The sequence below is a fragment of the Rhizobium sp. R339 genome (genome assembly GCF_002211395.1).
GTDB lineage: Bacteria > Pseudomonadota > Alphaproteobacteria > Rhizobiales > Rhizobiaceae > Rhizobium.
In genome coordinates this window covers 1-13831 of sequence record NZ_LOKV01000017.1, presented here as the reverse complement: position 1 = coordinate 13831, position 13831 = coordinate 1, and the positions used below count along the sequence as shown (strand labels likewise).

Sequence of the window (13831 nt, the reverse complement as noted above, 5' to 3'; positions counted from 1 at the left end):
GCATCCAAGGCGGGCATCGCCGCTGCCGCTCGACACCGAACTCTACAAATGGCGGCATCTCATCGAGAATTTCTTCTGCAAACTCAAAGAGTTCAAGCGCATCGCAATGAGATCGGACAAAACCGACCAAAGCTTCTCGGCCATCATCTATCTCTGCTCAGCCGTCATCAACTCAAGATGAATCTCAACAAACCTTAAAGCGTGTCGCGCAAAAGTGTGCAGCGGTGAAAGGAGCGAATCTGAGAAATCGCGACGCGCTTTAGATGAAGGGGCGTTTATTCTCCCCGAGCCCTTCCCAGCCCGAGATCGCCATCAACTCCTCGCCGTTAAGAACCTCGCAGCCGCGCTCCTGCCAGCGGATCAAGCCGCGTTCGCTGAGCTTTTTCAATGTCTTGTTGGTGTGGACGATGGAGAGGCCCAGCGTATCGGCAATGTGCTGCTGGGTGATGGGAATGAATTTGCGGCCGTTGAAGAGATCAAGCTGCCGGCCGCGCTCATAGAGAAAGGCGATCAGATAGGCCGCTCGTTCCAGCGCCGTGCGCCGGCCGATGCTCAGCAGATGCTCGTCCAGAATGCGCTCCTCGCGCGCCGCGATCCAGGTAATGTCGAAGGCAAGCGAAGCGTGGTTGTTGTAGAGTGTCATCAGCCTGTCGCGTTCGAAGACGCACAGCGAAACCGGGGAAAGCGCTTCGACGGAATGCTGCATCTCGCCGGCGATCGTTCCCTGCAGGCCGATCAGATCGCCCGGCATGATATAGTTCAGGATCTGACGCCGCCCGTCTTCGAGCATCTTATAGCGGAAGCCCCAACCGGCGAGCACGGTAAAAAGATGTGCGCTGTGTGCGCCTTCGACGAGGATGGTGGAGCCGGCATCGACGGCAAGCTCGCCCCTCTTGAAACGGGCGACGAATTCCAGCTCCTCGTGGCTGAACTCCCTGAAATGCGGCAGGGGCCGCAAGGGACATAGCTCGCAAGGGGTCTTGAAAGAATGGATGCGTCTCGACGTTGCCATACCTGCTCTTGCGGTCACGCAAACCGGCGGCCCCTCATCGGCGCGCCCTCGAGCAAGAAATGCGCGAAGGCCGGATTCGTTCCGGAACGACGCCGATTTTTTCCAAGGAAACAAGGGGCTGGCGTCTATCCGGGGAAATCCTTGTCACCTCTATTTCGGGAAGTCGAGGCCCATTTCGCGGAAACGCTCTGGATCATCGCCCCAGTTTTCGCGGACCTTGACGAACAGGAAGAGGTGGACGGGCTGCTCGAGGATCTCGGAGAGCTCCTTTCGGGAGGCCGTCGAGATCGCTTTGATGGTCTCGCCACCTTTGCCGAGCGCGATCTTCTTCTGGCTGTCGCGCTCGACATAGATCACCTGCTCGATGCGCACCGAACCGTCCTTGCGCTCTTCCCATTTCTCCGTTTCGACGTGTGAGGAATAGGGAAGCTCCTGATGCAGGCGCAGAAACAGCTTTTCGCGGGTGATCTCGGCTGCGAGCTGGCGCATCGGCAGATCGGAAATCTGGTCTTCCGGATAGTACCAGGGACCCTCGGGAAGCGTGCTCGCCAGATAATCCATGACGTCTTCGCAGCCGGAGCCGTTTTCGGCGGAGATCATGAAGGTGCGGTCGAAGGCGATCTTCTCGTTGGCAGCAGCGGCCAGCGCAAGCAGATCCTCGCGGTTGACGCGGTCGATCTTGTTGAGCACCAGGATTTTCGGCTGCCGGACTTCCTTGAGACCTTCCAGAATCGCTTCGGCATCGCCGCGCAGGCCGCGCTCGCTGTCGATCAGAAGCATGATCAGATCGGCATCCTTGGCGCCACCCCAGGCCGAGGTGACCATGGCGCGATCGAGCCGCCGGCGCGGCTTGAAGATACCAGGCGTATCCATGAAGACGATCTGGGCATTGTCGTGGATCGCGATGCCACGAACGATGGCGCGCGTCGTCTGCACCTTGTGGCTGACGATCGAGACCTTGGCGCCGACAAGGCGATTGACCAGCGTCGACTTGCCGGCATTGGTCGGCCCGATCAAGGCGACGAAGCCCGAATGCGTCGGGCCACTGGCTTCTACGGCAGCTTCGGCCGCGATATCTTCTTCTTGTGTCATTGTCCCGTCAGTTTCCGGCAGGCGATTGCTGCCAAATGCCTTCGCGCTCGAGCATCTTCGTCGCTGCCACCTGTTCGGCGGCGCGCTTCGACCGCTCTACGCCGGTTTCCGGCTTTATGCCAGCAACTTCCACCGTCACCTTGAAGCGCGGATCATGATCCGGCCCGCTGCGTTCATCAACCCGGTAGATGGGCGTGACGCCGAATTTCGCGTGCGACCATTCCTGCAGCTCGGTCTTGGCGTCGCGCTTGGCGCCATCGGCCCTTGCCGCCCTGCCCTGCCAATAGCGCAGGATGAAGCGACGGGCGACTTCGAGGCCGCCGTCGAGATAGATCGCCGCGATCAGGCTTTCGACGACATCGGCGCGTACGTTCATCATGCGCTTTCCGGTCAATTTCTTCACGTCCGCGCCGGTGCGGATATAGAGGTGAAGATTGAGTTCGTCGGCGACCGCAGCGCAGGTTTCGGCGCTGACGAGCTGGTTCAAACGAACCGAGAGCTCGCCTTCCCCCGCCGTGCCGAACGTGCGAAACAGCAGTTCGGCGATGCAGAGCCCAAGGACTCTGTCGCCGAGGAATTCCAGCCGTTCGTAATTGCCGCCCTTTTCCGTGCGGGCGCTGGCATGGGTCAGCGCCCGATCCAGGCGTTCCTTCTCGGCAAAGTCATGACCGATCAGGGCTTCGAGCTTTGCGCGGTCGGCCGCAGAAAGCGTCTGCGCCTTACTCATTCAACGACCTTGAAGAGCCGGTCCCAACGCATGTTCGTCGGCCACTTCCAGATTTCGCGGAAGGAGGTGTCGTTGCCGAGCGAGAAGAAGATGACGCTGGCGCGGCCGACAAGGTTTTCCGCGGGCACGAAGCCGACATCGAAGCGGCTGTCGAGCGAGTTGTCGCGGTTGTCGCCCATCATGAAGTAATGGCCTTCCGGCACGATGAACTCGCGGGTGTTGTCGCCGCGCGATACCGGGGACTGGTCGAGCGTGTCGTATGTCTTGCCGTCGTCGAGCGTTTCGCGGAAGACCGGCACATCCTCGCCCGGATCGAGCTTGTAATCCGAGGTGAAGGCACCGTCCGGCACCTTCGGAACCGCCTTGCCGTTGACGTAGAGAATGCCTTCCTTCACCTGAATGTGGTCGCCCGGCAGGCCGATGCAGCGCTTGATGTAATCGATGTCGGGATTCGGCGGGAAGCGGAAAACGACGATATCGCCGCGCTTCGGATCGGAGCCGAAAATGCGGCCGCTGAAAACATCAGGCGAGAACGGCAGCGAATATTTCGAATAGCCGTAGGCGAATTTATTGACGAAGATGTAATCGCCGACCAGCAATGTCGGCATCATCGAACCGGACGGGATGGTAAAGGGCTGAAACAGCACAGTTCGAATCACCATCGCCAAAATCAGCGCCTGGATGATGACTTTGATATTTTCCCAGAGGGCGTTCGGCTTGGCTTCGACTTTTTCGGACACGCAGTCTTATTCCTTCAAGACGCCGCGAGGCGCAATTCTTCCTGTCGTTCTCTCTAACGGCTTCGGCCGGTTGCGGCAATGGTGACAACACCAAAAGCGACGAGACGCCGCGTCAAAGGCTCTCGGGCAACGCCTCGATGATCACGAAGGCCTGCGCCAAGGGATAATCATCCGTTATTGTCAAATGAATGGCGGGTCTATGGCCCGCGGGCAGCATCGCCTCCAGGAGCACGGCGGCAGTACCGGTCAACTGCATGGTCGGCTTGCCGCTCGGCAGGTTGACGACGCCCATGTCCTTCCAGAAGACGCCCTGCGCGATGCCGGTGCCGAGCGCCTTGGAACAGGCCTCCTTGGCGGCGAAACGCTTGGCGTAGGATGCAGCGCGGTTTGCGCGCCGGTCGGAACGTGCGCGCTCAATCTCGGTGAAGCAGCGATGCGTGAAGCGCTCGCCGAAGCGCTCGATGGATTTCTCGACCCGGCGGATGTCGATCAAATCGCTGCCAATGCCGATGATCATGCCGAAACCTTCCGTCGCTCAAGAATTCTATATCGGCTTCATACGCTCGGCATGTCGGCGGCCGGACCGGCAAGACGCAGGCGCGCCCGCTCCATCAACCGCGTACGGCGGCGCGTCTGAAAACCCTTCACGGTGTAGAGCGTCAGCGCATAGAGCGCAACCGAGGTCACCGCCGCCGGCGGGATGGCGCCGATCAGCATCGGCTCCAGCACCGGCTTCCATAGCTCGGCAAAATTCAGCTTGTGAAAGAGAGCGGCGAGATCCACCGCCTGACCGGCGAGATGATCTTCCCGGCTCAGCAGAAGATGGCCGATTTCCCAGGTGATGCCCCAGATGAAGGGATAGGTCAGCGGGTTGCCGAAGGCCGCGCAACCGAGCGCGGCAGCGACCATATTGCCGGACAGGAAATAGGTGATGACGAAGGCCATGATGAAATGCACGCCGACGAAAGGCGTCCACGAGACGAAGACACCGGCAGCGACCCCGGCCGCAACAGCATGCGGCGAAGCACTCAAGCGCAGGATGCGCATTGTCAGATAACGGATCGGGCGAAGGAAACCCTTGCGCGGCCACAGAAGCTCCCGCATCTTTTCCTTGAAGCCCGCTGGCTGGCGACGGCGAAACAACATGGCCGGTATTTACTGCAGCGCACGCGACCATGACAAGAGCGGCAAATGGTACCGCCCGGAAAACAGGCCGCCACTTCCCTTTGTACCGAGAAGCTTCTTCACGAGGGGCGTTCGTTATGCATAACGTCCCTCACCTCAGCTCAAGTATAAAGTCTGGTATCAGCGATTGCGGAACAGACCGCGGTCAACCTGGCGCTGACGAAACTCGAGATCGATACGATCGAGCGAGCCGTTGAGATAGGCCATTTCACGTTCCTGCGTGGTGGGAGCGCGAAAGGCGCGAGCGATTTTCTTGATAGGGTCAAACATTACCTTGTCTCATCTTCTGTTTGCGTTTCGATGAGCAGAAGATAGGCCCGACAAAGGTTAATTACCACAGCCGCAAGATGGCAACAGCCATGCGCTCAATGCATTGCTAGCCTTTTTCACGCCCTCGAAGGATCGGGAATCGATCATAAAATGTGCAATTTTCGGCTCAAGGCTGTGACCGGATTAACAAAGGCTTACTCGTAGAGCCGCCGGACCGTGGCAATGCAATCCAGTTCCTTCATCTGGGCGAGCAACTGGTTGAGTTGGCGCAGATCCCAGACCTCGACTTCAAGCATCATCTCGGTGAAATCGGCTGCCACCCGCACCGTGTTCAGCAGGCGGATATTGACGTCGAGGCCGGCAACCGTCTGAGCGACCTTGGCGAGCGTGCCAGGCTCATTCAACGCGTTCACCATGATGCGGGCCATGAAGCGCGACTTGTTGGCCTCGTCGAGATCCCAGCGCACATCGATCCAGCGGTCGGGCTGATCGTCGAAGCGCTGCAGGCTCGGCGACTGGATCGGATAGATGGTGATGCCCTTGCCCTGATCCATGATGCCGACGATACGGTCGCCAGGCACCGCGCCTGTCGAGGCGAACTTGACATCGACATTGCCGGACAGGCCGCGGATCGGGCCGATATCGACGTCGGCGTCGAGTTCGGAATGCCCGCCTTCGGCGCCTGCCTTCGTCTTGCCGGGAATCTTGAAGATCATGCCGGCCGCACTTCGCACGTTGAACCAGCCGTCGTCGCCAGAGGGTTTCACCGTGACGCGCTCGTCCTGATGGTCGGGATAGACGGCGCGCAGGACGTCGAGAGAAGACATTTCGCCGCGGCCGACGGCGGCAATCGCATCCTCGACATCCTTTTGGCCAAGACGGTGCAGCGCCGGTCTCATCGCCTCGCGCGAGAAGATCTTCCCCGCCCTGTCGAAGGTGCGCTCCAGAATGCGGTGGCCGAGACCGGCATATTGCTTGCGGATTGCCATGCGGGTGGCGCGGCGGATGGCGGCGCGGGCCTTGCCGGTGACGACGATTTCCTCCCAGGCGGCGGGCGGAACCTGCACGCCGGAGCGGATGATCTCAACTTCATCGCCATTTGCCAGCCGCGTCACCAGCGGCATGATACGGCCATTGATCTTGGCGCCGACCGTGGTGTCGCCGATATTGGTGTGAACGGCGTAGGCGAAGTCGATCGGGGTGGCGCCGCGCGGCAAGGCGATCAGCTTGCCCTTCGGCGTGAAGCAGAAGACCTGATCCTGAAAAAGCTCGAGCTTGGTGTGTTCGAGGAACTCTTCCGGGCTATCGCCCTCGGCGAGCGCCTCGATCGTGTGGCGCAGCCAGGAATAGGCATTGGATTCGCGCGAAAGGATGTCGCCATCGGCATTGGTGGCGCCGTCCTTGTAGAGCGTGTGGGCCGCGATGCCGAATTCGGCGATTTCATGCATGCGCTTGGTGCGGATCTGCAGTTCGATGCGCTGGCTGGAAGGACCGACGATGGTCGTGTGCAGCGAGCGGTAATCGTTCTGCTTCGGCGTCGAGATATAATCTTTGAAGCGTCCGGGCACGACGCGCCAGCGCGTGTGCACAATGCCGAGCGCGCGATAACAGGAAGGAATGTCCTCGACGATGAGACGGAAGCCGTAGACATCGGAAAGCTGCTCGAAGGACAGCGACTTCGACTGCATCTTGCGAAAGACGGAATAGGGCTTTTTCTGCCGGCCCTTGACATAGGCGCTCGTCAGGCCGCTTGCGACGAGCAGGTCGCGCAGTTCCGCCTCGATCTTCTTGACGATGCCCTCATTACGCTTCGAAAGCTCCTCCAGCCGCTTGGTGACGGTCTCGTAAGCCTCCGGGTTCATATAGCGGAAGGAGAGCTCTTCCAGCTCTTCACGCATGTCCTGCATACCCATGCGGCCGGCGAGCGGCGCATAGATTTCCATCGTCTCCTCGGAGATGCGGGCGCGTTTGTCGGCCGACATGTGATCGAGGGTGCGCATATTGTGCAGGCGGTCGGCGAGCTTGACGAGCAGCACACGCACATCGTCCGAAATGGCGAGCAGCAGCTTGCGCAGGTTTTCCGCCTGCTTGGCCTTCTTGGTGACGAGATCGAGCTTCTTGATCTTCGTCAGGCCCTCGACCAGGCGGCCGATATCCTCGCCGAAAAGTTCGTCGATCTCGGCCCGCGTCGCCGTCGTATCCTCGATCGTATCGTGCAGCAGGGCGACCGCGATCGTCGATTCGTCGAGATGCATGTCGGTCAGGATGGCAGCGACCTCGAGCGGATGGGAGATGTAGGGATCCCCGCTCGCGCGCTTTTGCTGGCCATGTTTCTGCATGGCGTAAACATAGGCTTTGTTCAGCAGTGCTTCATTGGCATCGGGCTTATATTGTTGAACCCGCTCCACGAGCTCGTACTGCCGCATCATTCCAAAGCCACTCCGATAAAAATAAAAGCGCGCCAATCAACGATTGGCGCACACATGGGCAATAATATGCCTAAGCAATAAAGGCGCAAGATTGACGATTGGTAATCGTCGTTCGTTTTCGCGCTTAGTAGTCGTCGCTCTTTTCCGGCGGCACGAGGCCTTCGATGCCGGCGAGGAGCTCCTCTTCCGACATCTGGTCGAAAGTAATCGTCTCCGGCAGATCGTCTTGCTCTTCGCTGTCGGCTGCGACAGCGCCGTTGGCGGCGATCATGCTTGCCGGATCGGGCTCGGGCTCGTCGACTTCGACGTGCTTCTGCAGCGAATGGATCAGGTCTTCCTTGAGGTCATCGGGCGAAAGCGTCTCGTCGGCAATTTCGCGCAGCGCCACGACAGGGTTCTTGTCGTTGTCGCGATCGATGGTGATCGAGGCGCCCTGGGAAATCAGCCGAGCGCGGTGGCTCGCGAGCAGAACCAGCTCGAAGCGGTTCTCCACCTTGTCAATGCAATCTTCAACTGTGACACGGGCCATTGCCTGTCCTTTACGGTCGTCATTTCGGGATTAGCACGCCCGATACAATTAAAACCGGGCAAATACAAGTTTTTCATTCCAGCTCACTCGTCTTTATCCGTGACTGAGCTAAATTTCCATGGAGAATGTCACAATTCTACCGAAGGTTGCTTGGAATATGCCGAATCGTGCCCTAAATCTCTCTTATATGAACACTTATTAAAGTAAGGATCAAATCCACAAACGCAATAAGTCATTGTATTTATTGAAATTTGATACCGTGCGAATTTCGATTTCTCTCAATTGGAATTGGTAAGCTATGTTTGACCCACGCGAAAAAATTGCACTCTTTATTGACGGTGCCAACCTCTACGCTGCATCCAAGAGCCTCGGTTTCGACATAGATTACCGCAAGCTGTTGAAAGCATTTCAGAAACGCGGCTACCTCCTGCGCGCCTACTATTATACCGCCCTAATCGAGGATCAGGAATATTCCTCCATCCGCCCTTTGATCGACTGGCTCGATTACAACGGCTACAAAGTCGTCACCAAGCCCGCCAAGGAGTTTACCGACTCCATGGGCCGACGGAAGATCAAGGGCAATATGGATATCGAGCTTGCGATCGACGCGATGGAGCAATCCGAGACGGTCGACCACCTGGTCATCTTCTCCGGCGACGGCGACTTTACGAACCTAGTCGAGGCGCTGCAGCGCAGAGGCCGCAAGGTCTCGGTGATCTCGACCATGGCGACGCAGCCGCCGATGATCGCCGACGACCTGCGCCGGCAGGCCGACCACTTTATCGATCTCTTGTCTCTGAAGGCCGAAATCGGCCGCGATCCCTCGGAGCGGGCGCCGCGCCCGGCCGAAGTCGCCCCCGCCAGCGACTTCGAGGACTGATCCGCTCAAAGCGGCAGAGCCACCAGCAATCCGGTGCGTCAGCCGTTGTCTTTCAGCAGGCGGCTCTTCTGCCGGTTCCAATCGCGCTCCTTCTCGGATTCGCGCTTGTCGTGGAGTTTCTTGCCCTTGGCGAGCGCCAGTTCCATTTTCGCACGGCCGCGATCGTTGAAATAGATCTTCAGCGGCACCAGCGTCATGCCTTCTCGGTTGACAGCCGAGCGCAGGCGATTGATTTCACGGCCCGACAGCAGCAGCTTGCGGCGCCGGCGCGGTTCGTGGTTGAAGCGGTTCGCCTGCAGATATTCCGGAAGATAGGAATTGATCAGCCAGATCTCGCCGTCCTCATCCGATGCATAGGATTCGGCGATATTGGCCTTGCCCTCGCGTAACGACTTGACCTCTGTGCCCTTCAGCACGAGGCCCGCCTCATAGGTGTCGATAATCTCGTAGTTGAAGCGGGCCTTGCGGTTTTCGGCCACAATCTTGTTGACTACGCGCTGGCTGCCTTTGGGGGCCATGACGACATTCCATTGCTTCGGGGCGCAAGAAGCCGCGCCCCCATTTCTTGTCCCTTATGTAAGGGAGCGATGCTGCCTTGTGAAGACGACCGCGGCGTCAGTTCAGCAGGCCGGCATGACGCATGGCCGCCTCAATCGCCGCCTCGGTCGCCGGCTCCAGCGTCGAAAGCAGGGGCGAGCGGACGTTGCGGCTCATACGGCCAAGCCTGGAAAGCCCGTATTTGGCGCCGCAGAGGCCTGGCTCCATGAAGATCGCCTTATGCAACGGCATCAGCCGATCCTGATATTCCAGCGCGCGGGCATAATCGCCCGCCAGCGTCGCTGCCTGGAAATCGGCACAGAGGCGTGGCGCGACATTGGCCGTGACCGAAATGCAGCCGACGCCGCCATGGGCGTTGAAGCCGAGCGCGGTTGCATCCTCGCCGGACAATTGGCTAAAATCCTTGCCGCAGGTGATGCGCTGTTCGGAGACGCGCTCGATCTTGCCGGTCGCGTCCTTGACGCCGACGATGTTCTTGTGCGCCTTGGCGAGCGCACCCATCGTTTCCGGCGTCATGTCGATGACCGACCTGCCGGGAATGTTATAGATATAAATCGGCAGATCGACGGCTTCGGCGATCGCCGAAAAATGCGCGATCAGACCTTTCTGCGTCGGCTTGTTGTAATAGGGCGTGACAACGAGCACCGCATTCGCGCCGACCTTCTCGGCATGCTGGGCAAGCTCGACTGCCTCGCGCGTATTGTTCGAGCCGGCCCCGGCCATGACCGGAACGCGCTTTGCGGCGACCTCGATGCAGAGCTCCACGACCCGTTTGTGCTCGGCATGCGACAGCGTCGGCGATTCGCCCGTCGTGCCGACGGGAACGAGACCACTGCTGCCTTCCCTGATCTGCCAGTCGACATGCGCGGCGAAGCTGTCTTCGTCGATCAGGCCGGCATCCGTGAAGGGGGTGACGAGGGCGGGGATGGACCCATTGAACATGCAAAGCTCCTCACGACCAAATCCTTGCTTCGGCCGCATTCCATGAATATGAGTTGCGCACCATAGAGCGACGAAATCGTTGCGACAAGCACACAGAGTTGGGTTTAGGCAAAATCCGATAGCAGATGTGAATGAATTTTACCTGGTACGGTAAGGTTTCGTTAAGATGCCTCTAGCCAAATGGCAGGGCGTGTTTTCGTTGCGAGATTCCGGATGAAGAAAGCTGTCTTGATCCTCTCCACCACCTTCGGCCTTGTCGCCGCTGCGTGGGGTAGCGTTGCGTCGCCCCTTCCCGGCGAAGGCGTTCCCATGCCCGCCGTCAAGCCTCTCGGCTTCATTCCCGAGACATCCGTGCCGGAAGCGATCACCACAGGCGCCATTCCGCGCAATCCGGCGATCGCTCCCGTCAATAGCGACCTGAAGACCGGCCTCGACGCGCTTTCGAATAAGGATCCGCAGCTGGCGCTTTCGATCCGCAACGGCATGCGCGGCGGCGCGCTCGACCGCCATATCCTCACCTGGGCGATCGCCGTTTCCGGATTGAAGGGCGTCCCCTCCTATGAAATCGCCAACGCCTCGCAGGAACTCAAGGGCTGGCCGGGTCTTTCGCGGCTGCGCGCCGATTCCGAGCGCGCGCTCTATGATGAAAATCCCGCTCCTTCAGCCGTGCTCGCCGCTTTCGGTGACACTGCACCTGAGACGGTACAGGGCGCCGTCATCCTCGGCAGGGCGCTGGTTGCCTCAGGCAAACAGGCGCAGGCTGCCAAATATATACGCAAGGTCTGGCGCGCAGAGGCGCTCGACAAGGCGACCGAGGATAAGATCCTCCTCGAGTTTTCCGCCCTGCTGACGCCGGCCGACCACAAGGCGCGGATGGACTATCTGATGTATCGGGGCCGGGTGGCGCAGGCCAAACGCTTCGGAGACATGGGCCAGGCGCAATCGCTCTACAAGGCCTGGGCCGCTGTCGACGGCAAAGCCGCCAATGCCGGCGCCCTGCTCAAAGCCGTCGATGCGAGATGGCGGAGCGATGCCGGGCTGCTGTTTGCCCGGATCGAATATCTGCGCAAGCAGGACAAATATGCCGAGGCGGCAGCACTTCTGGAACAGATGCCGCGGGAGCGCACCGAACTCGTCAATTCCGGCGAATGGTGGAACGAGCAACGCATCGTCAGCCGCGGTCTCGTCGACCAGGGACAGTTCAAGCCGGCCTATCGCATCGTTGCAAACTACGCGGCAACGAGTCCGGCGGATATCGTCGAGGCCGAGTTCCATGCCGGCTGGTATGCGCTTCGCGGCCTGCGGGACCCGACGGCCGCGGAAACACATTTCCGCAAGATCCTTCAAACCTCCAATGGACCGATCTCGGTTTCACGCGCCTGGTATTGGCTCGGCCGGGCGGCGGAGGCCGGGGGGCCCGGCAAGTCCAGCGAATTCTACGCCAAGGCTGCGAATTTTCCCGGCACTTTCTACGGCCAGCTCGCGGCCGAAAGATTGGGCCGAAAGACGCTGAACGTTGCCTATCCCTCGCCGAGCGCGGCTGACCGGCAGAACTTCCAGGCCCGCGAAGCCGTGCAGGCGATCGCCCGGCTGGAGGCCGCAGGTCATGGATGGCGGGCCGACATGCTCTATCTCGCGCTCGCCGATCAACTGCAGAGCCCCGGCGAACTGGCGATTCTCGCCGCGCAAGCCGAGCAATCCGGCAATCATCATCTCTCACTGCAGATCGGCAAAGTCGCCTATGGGCGCGGCATCGATGTTGCGGCCCTCGCCTTCCCTGTTGGGGTTATTCCGGCGAACGCCAATATATCCGGGTCCGGCAAGGCGCTCGCCTATGCCATCGCCCGGCAGGAAAGCGCCTTCAATCCCGCTGCGGTCTCAGCAGCGAATGCGCGGGGTTTGCTGCAGCTTCTGCCGGGAACCGCCCAGGCCGTGGCCAAGCGCCACAACATCGCCTATTCCAAAGACAAGCTGACGGCCGATGCCGGCTATAACGCGACACTCGGTGCGCATTATCTCGGCGAACAGATCGAAACCTTCGGCGGTTCCTATATCCTCACCTTCATCGCCTACAATGCGGGGCCGAAGCGAGTGCCGGAATGGATCGGCCGCTACGGCGATCCGCGCGGCAGACCGATCGACGAGATCGTCGACTGGATCGAGCGTATCCCCTTCCCCGAAACACGCAATTACGTGCAGCGGGTGATGGAAAATTACGAGGTCTACAAGGCCCGCCTTGGCCAGCCGACCGATATAGAGCGCGACCTCATCGGCGGACGCAGCGCCTCCTGACACCATTTTGGGGTGGCTGGAAAAGCAAGCTACATCTTCGAGGTCAACAGGTCCCGAGGATGCGATGCCGGATACGAGCGATTTCAAGGAACGATTTTACATTTCTGCCGACGGGCTCAGGCTCTATGCCCGTGACTACCGGCCCGACGCGGCGGCAACGGCCGGACGGCTGCCGGTGGTCTGTCTGCCGGGCCTTACGCGCAACACGCGGGATTTCCATCCGCTCGCGCTGCTTCTCTCCCGGGACAGGACCGCGCCGCGCAGGGTAATCGCACTCGATTCGCGCGGGCGGGGAAACTCCGCTTGGGATGAGAACAAGGCCAACTACAGCCTCGCCGTAGAGGCCACTGACGTCATTGCCGCCTGTGCCGAGCTCGGCGTCGAGCGGGCAATCTTCATCGGCACGTCCCGGGGCGGGCTGATCCTGCATCTGATCGCGGCGACGCGGCCCGATCTTCTCGAAGCCGTCATCCTCAACGATATCGGTCCTGCGATCGAAGTTCAGGGATTGATGCAAATCCGCGATTACCTCAACCGCGACAGGAAGCCGGTAGACTGGAAAGAGGCAGCCGACATACTGAAGGAAACTCACGGCGCCTCGTTTGCCGCACTCGGAGAGCAGGATTGGCGCGAGATGGCGCTTGCCCTTTATCGCGACAGTGGCGGACGGCCGGTCGCCGATTTTGATCCCGCGATTGCGGAGGCGCTTAAATCCGTCGATTTCAGCCAGCCGCTGCCCGATCTCTGGGCGCAGTTCGACAGGCTGAGTCGGCTGCCCCTCCTGCTGATCCGCGGCGCAAACTCGCCGCTGCTCTCAAAAGAGATCGCGGATGAAATGGCGCGGCGCCATTCGGGCTTAATTCTGCATATCGCAGAAGAGCAAGGACACGCGCCCTTTCTCCATCTCGGCGCCATCCCCGCAGCCATTCAGGCCTTTCTCGCCGATTGCCGGTGATCGTATCCAAGCCGGTAGACCCCAAGATACACCATCCCAAATACAAAAAGCCCGACTCGAGAGCCGGGCTTTCCTGACTGACCGAGGTCAGATCAGATTAGAACGAACGCTGCAGGCGGAAGTAGCCCGAGGTGGAGTCGTCGCCATCATCCGGATCGAGGTACTGAACCGAAGCCTTGGCGTAGAAGTTGTCGACGATCTGATAGTCAACCGTCAGACC

Annotated in this window: 14 protein-coding genes and 2 pseudogenes; 4 read left to right on the top strand and 12 right to left on the bottom strand. The window is 60.0% G+C overall.

Annotation, left to right across the window (positions count from 1 at the left end; translation table 11 throughout):
• Positions 1–181: pseudogene (locus ATY76_RS19075) on the top strand (transposase); the annotation flags it as partial.
• A 78-nt stretch (positions 182–259) separates the two neighbouring features.
• Here ATY76_RS19075 and ATY76_RS19070 read toward each other — a convergent pair.
• The 9 genes from ATY76_RS19070 to rpoZ form a co-directional block, all read right to left on the bottom strand.
• Complete coding sequence (locus ATY76_RS19070; protein ID WP_088676313.1) at positions 260–1012, bottom strand: Crp/Fnr family transcriptional regulator; 753 nt, start codon at positions 1010–1012, stop codon at positions 260–262.
• A 150-nt stretch (positions 1013–1162) separates the two neighbouring features.
• Complete coding sequence (era, locus tag ATY76_RS19065) at positions 1163–2104, bottom strand: GTPase Era (protein WP_088676312.1); 942 nt, start codon at positions 2102–2104, stop codon at positions 1163–1165.
• Positions 2105–2111: 7 nt separating this feature from the next.
• Positions 2112–2831 (bottom strand): ribonuclease III, encoded by a 720-nt coding sequence (gene rnc, locus ATY76_RS19060; RefSeq protein WP_088676311.1) that lies wholly within the window; start codon positions 2829–2831, stop codon positions 2112–2114.
• Positions 2828–3571: a signal peptidase I gene (lepB, locus tag ATY76_RS19055; protein WP_088676310.1), complete on the bottom strand. Its 744-nt coding sequence runs from the start codon at positions 3569–3571 to the stop codon at positions 2828–2830. The genes rnc and lepB overlap by 4 nt, the downstream gene beginning before the upstream one ends.
• 112 nt (positions 3572–3683) lie before the next feature.
• The gene (acpS, locus tag ATY76_RS19050; RefSeq protein ID WP_088676309.1) at positions 3684–4088 is read right to left on the bottom strand and encodes a holo-ACP synthase; all 405 of its coding nucleotides are present in this window, start codon (positions 4086–4088) and stop codon (positions 3684–3686) included.
• Positions 4089–4126: 38 nt separating this feature from the next.
• Positions 4127–4717, bottom strand: coding sequence for a DUF2062 domain-containing protein (locus ATY76_RS19045; protein WP_088676308.1), 591 nt, complete (start codon positions 4715–4717; stop codon positions 4127–4129).
• Between the two features lie 159 nt (positions 4718–4876).
• Entirely contained in the window at positions 4877–5026 is a 150-nt protein-coding gene (locus ATY76_RS19040; protein ID WP_088676307.1) for a DUF3563 family protein, read from the bottom strand.
• Positions 5027–5220: 194 nt separating this feature from the next.
• On the bottom strand, positions 5221–7455 hold the full coding sequence (locus ATY76_RS19035) for a bifunctional (p)ppGpp synthetase/guanosine-3',5'-bis(diphosphate) 3'-pyrophosphohydrolase (RefSeq protein WP_088676306.1): 2235 nt from the start codon (positions 7453–7455) through the stop codon (positions 5221–5223).
• Positions 7456–7579: 124 nt separating this feature from the next.
• On the bottom strand, positions 7580–7984 hold the full coding sequence (gene rpoZ / locus ATY76_RS19030) for a DNA-directed RNA polymerase subunit omega (RefSeq protein ID WP_088676305.1): 405 nt from the start codon (positions 7982–7984) through the stop codon (positions 7580–7582).
• Between the two features lie 298 nt (positions 7985–8282).
• Here rpoZ and ATY76_RS19025 point away from each other — a divergent pair, with 298 nt between their 5' ends.
• The gene (locus tag ATY76_RS19025; protein ID WP_003546927.1) at positions 8283–8864 is read left to right on the top strand and encodes an NYN domain-containing protein; all 582 of its coding nucleotides are present in this window, start codon (positions 8283–8285) and stop codon (positions 8862–8864) included.
• A 38-nt stretch (positions 8865–8902) separates the two neighbouring features.
• Here ATY76_RS19025 and smpB read toward each other — a convergent pair whose 3' ends face one another.
• Positions 8903–9382 (bottom strand): SsrA-binding protein SmpB, encoded by a 480-nt coding sequence (gene smpB, locus ATY76_RS19020; RefSeq protein WP_064706753.1) that lies wholly within the window; start codon positions 9380–9382, stop codon positions 8903–8905.
• A 97-nt stretch (positions 9383–9479) separates the two neighbouring features.
• On the bottom strand, positions 9480–10364 hold the full coding sequence (dapA, locus tag ATY76_RS19015) for a 4-hydroxy-tetrahydrodipicolinate synthase (protein ID WP_088676304.1): 885 nt from the start codon (positions 10362–10364) through the stop codon (positions 9480–9482).
• Between the two features lie 213 nt (positions 10365–10577).
• Here dapA and ATY76_RS19010 point away from each other — a divergent pair, with 213 nt between their 5' ends.
• Complete coding sequence (locus tag ATY76_RS19010) at positions 10578–12656, top strand: lytic transglycosylase domain-containing protein (RefSeq protein WP_088676303.1); 2079 nt, start codon at positions 10578–10580, stop codon at positions 12654–12656.
• A gap of 64 nt (positions 12657–12720) precedes the next feature.
• Positions 12721–13611: an alpha/beta hydrolase gene (locus ATY76_RS19005; RefSeq protein ID WP_088676302.1), complete on the top strand. Its 891-nt coding sequence runs from the start codon at positions 12721–12723 to the stop codon at positions 13609–13611.
• A gap of 97 nt (positions 13612–13708) precedes the next feature.
• Here the strand turns inward: ATY76_RS19005 and ATY76_RS33310 are convergent.
• Positions 13709–13831 (bottom strand): annotated as a pseudogene (locus tag ATY76_RS33310) (porin); the annotation flags it as partial.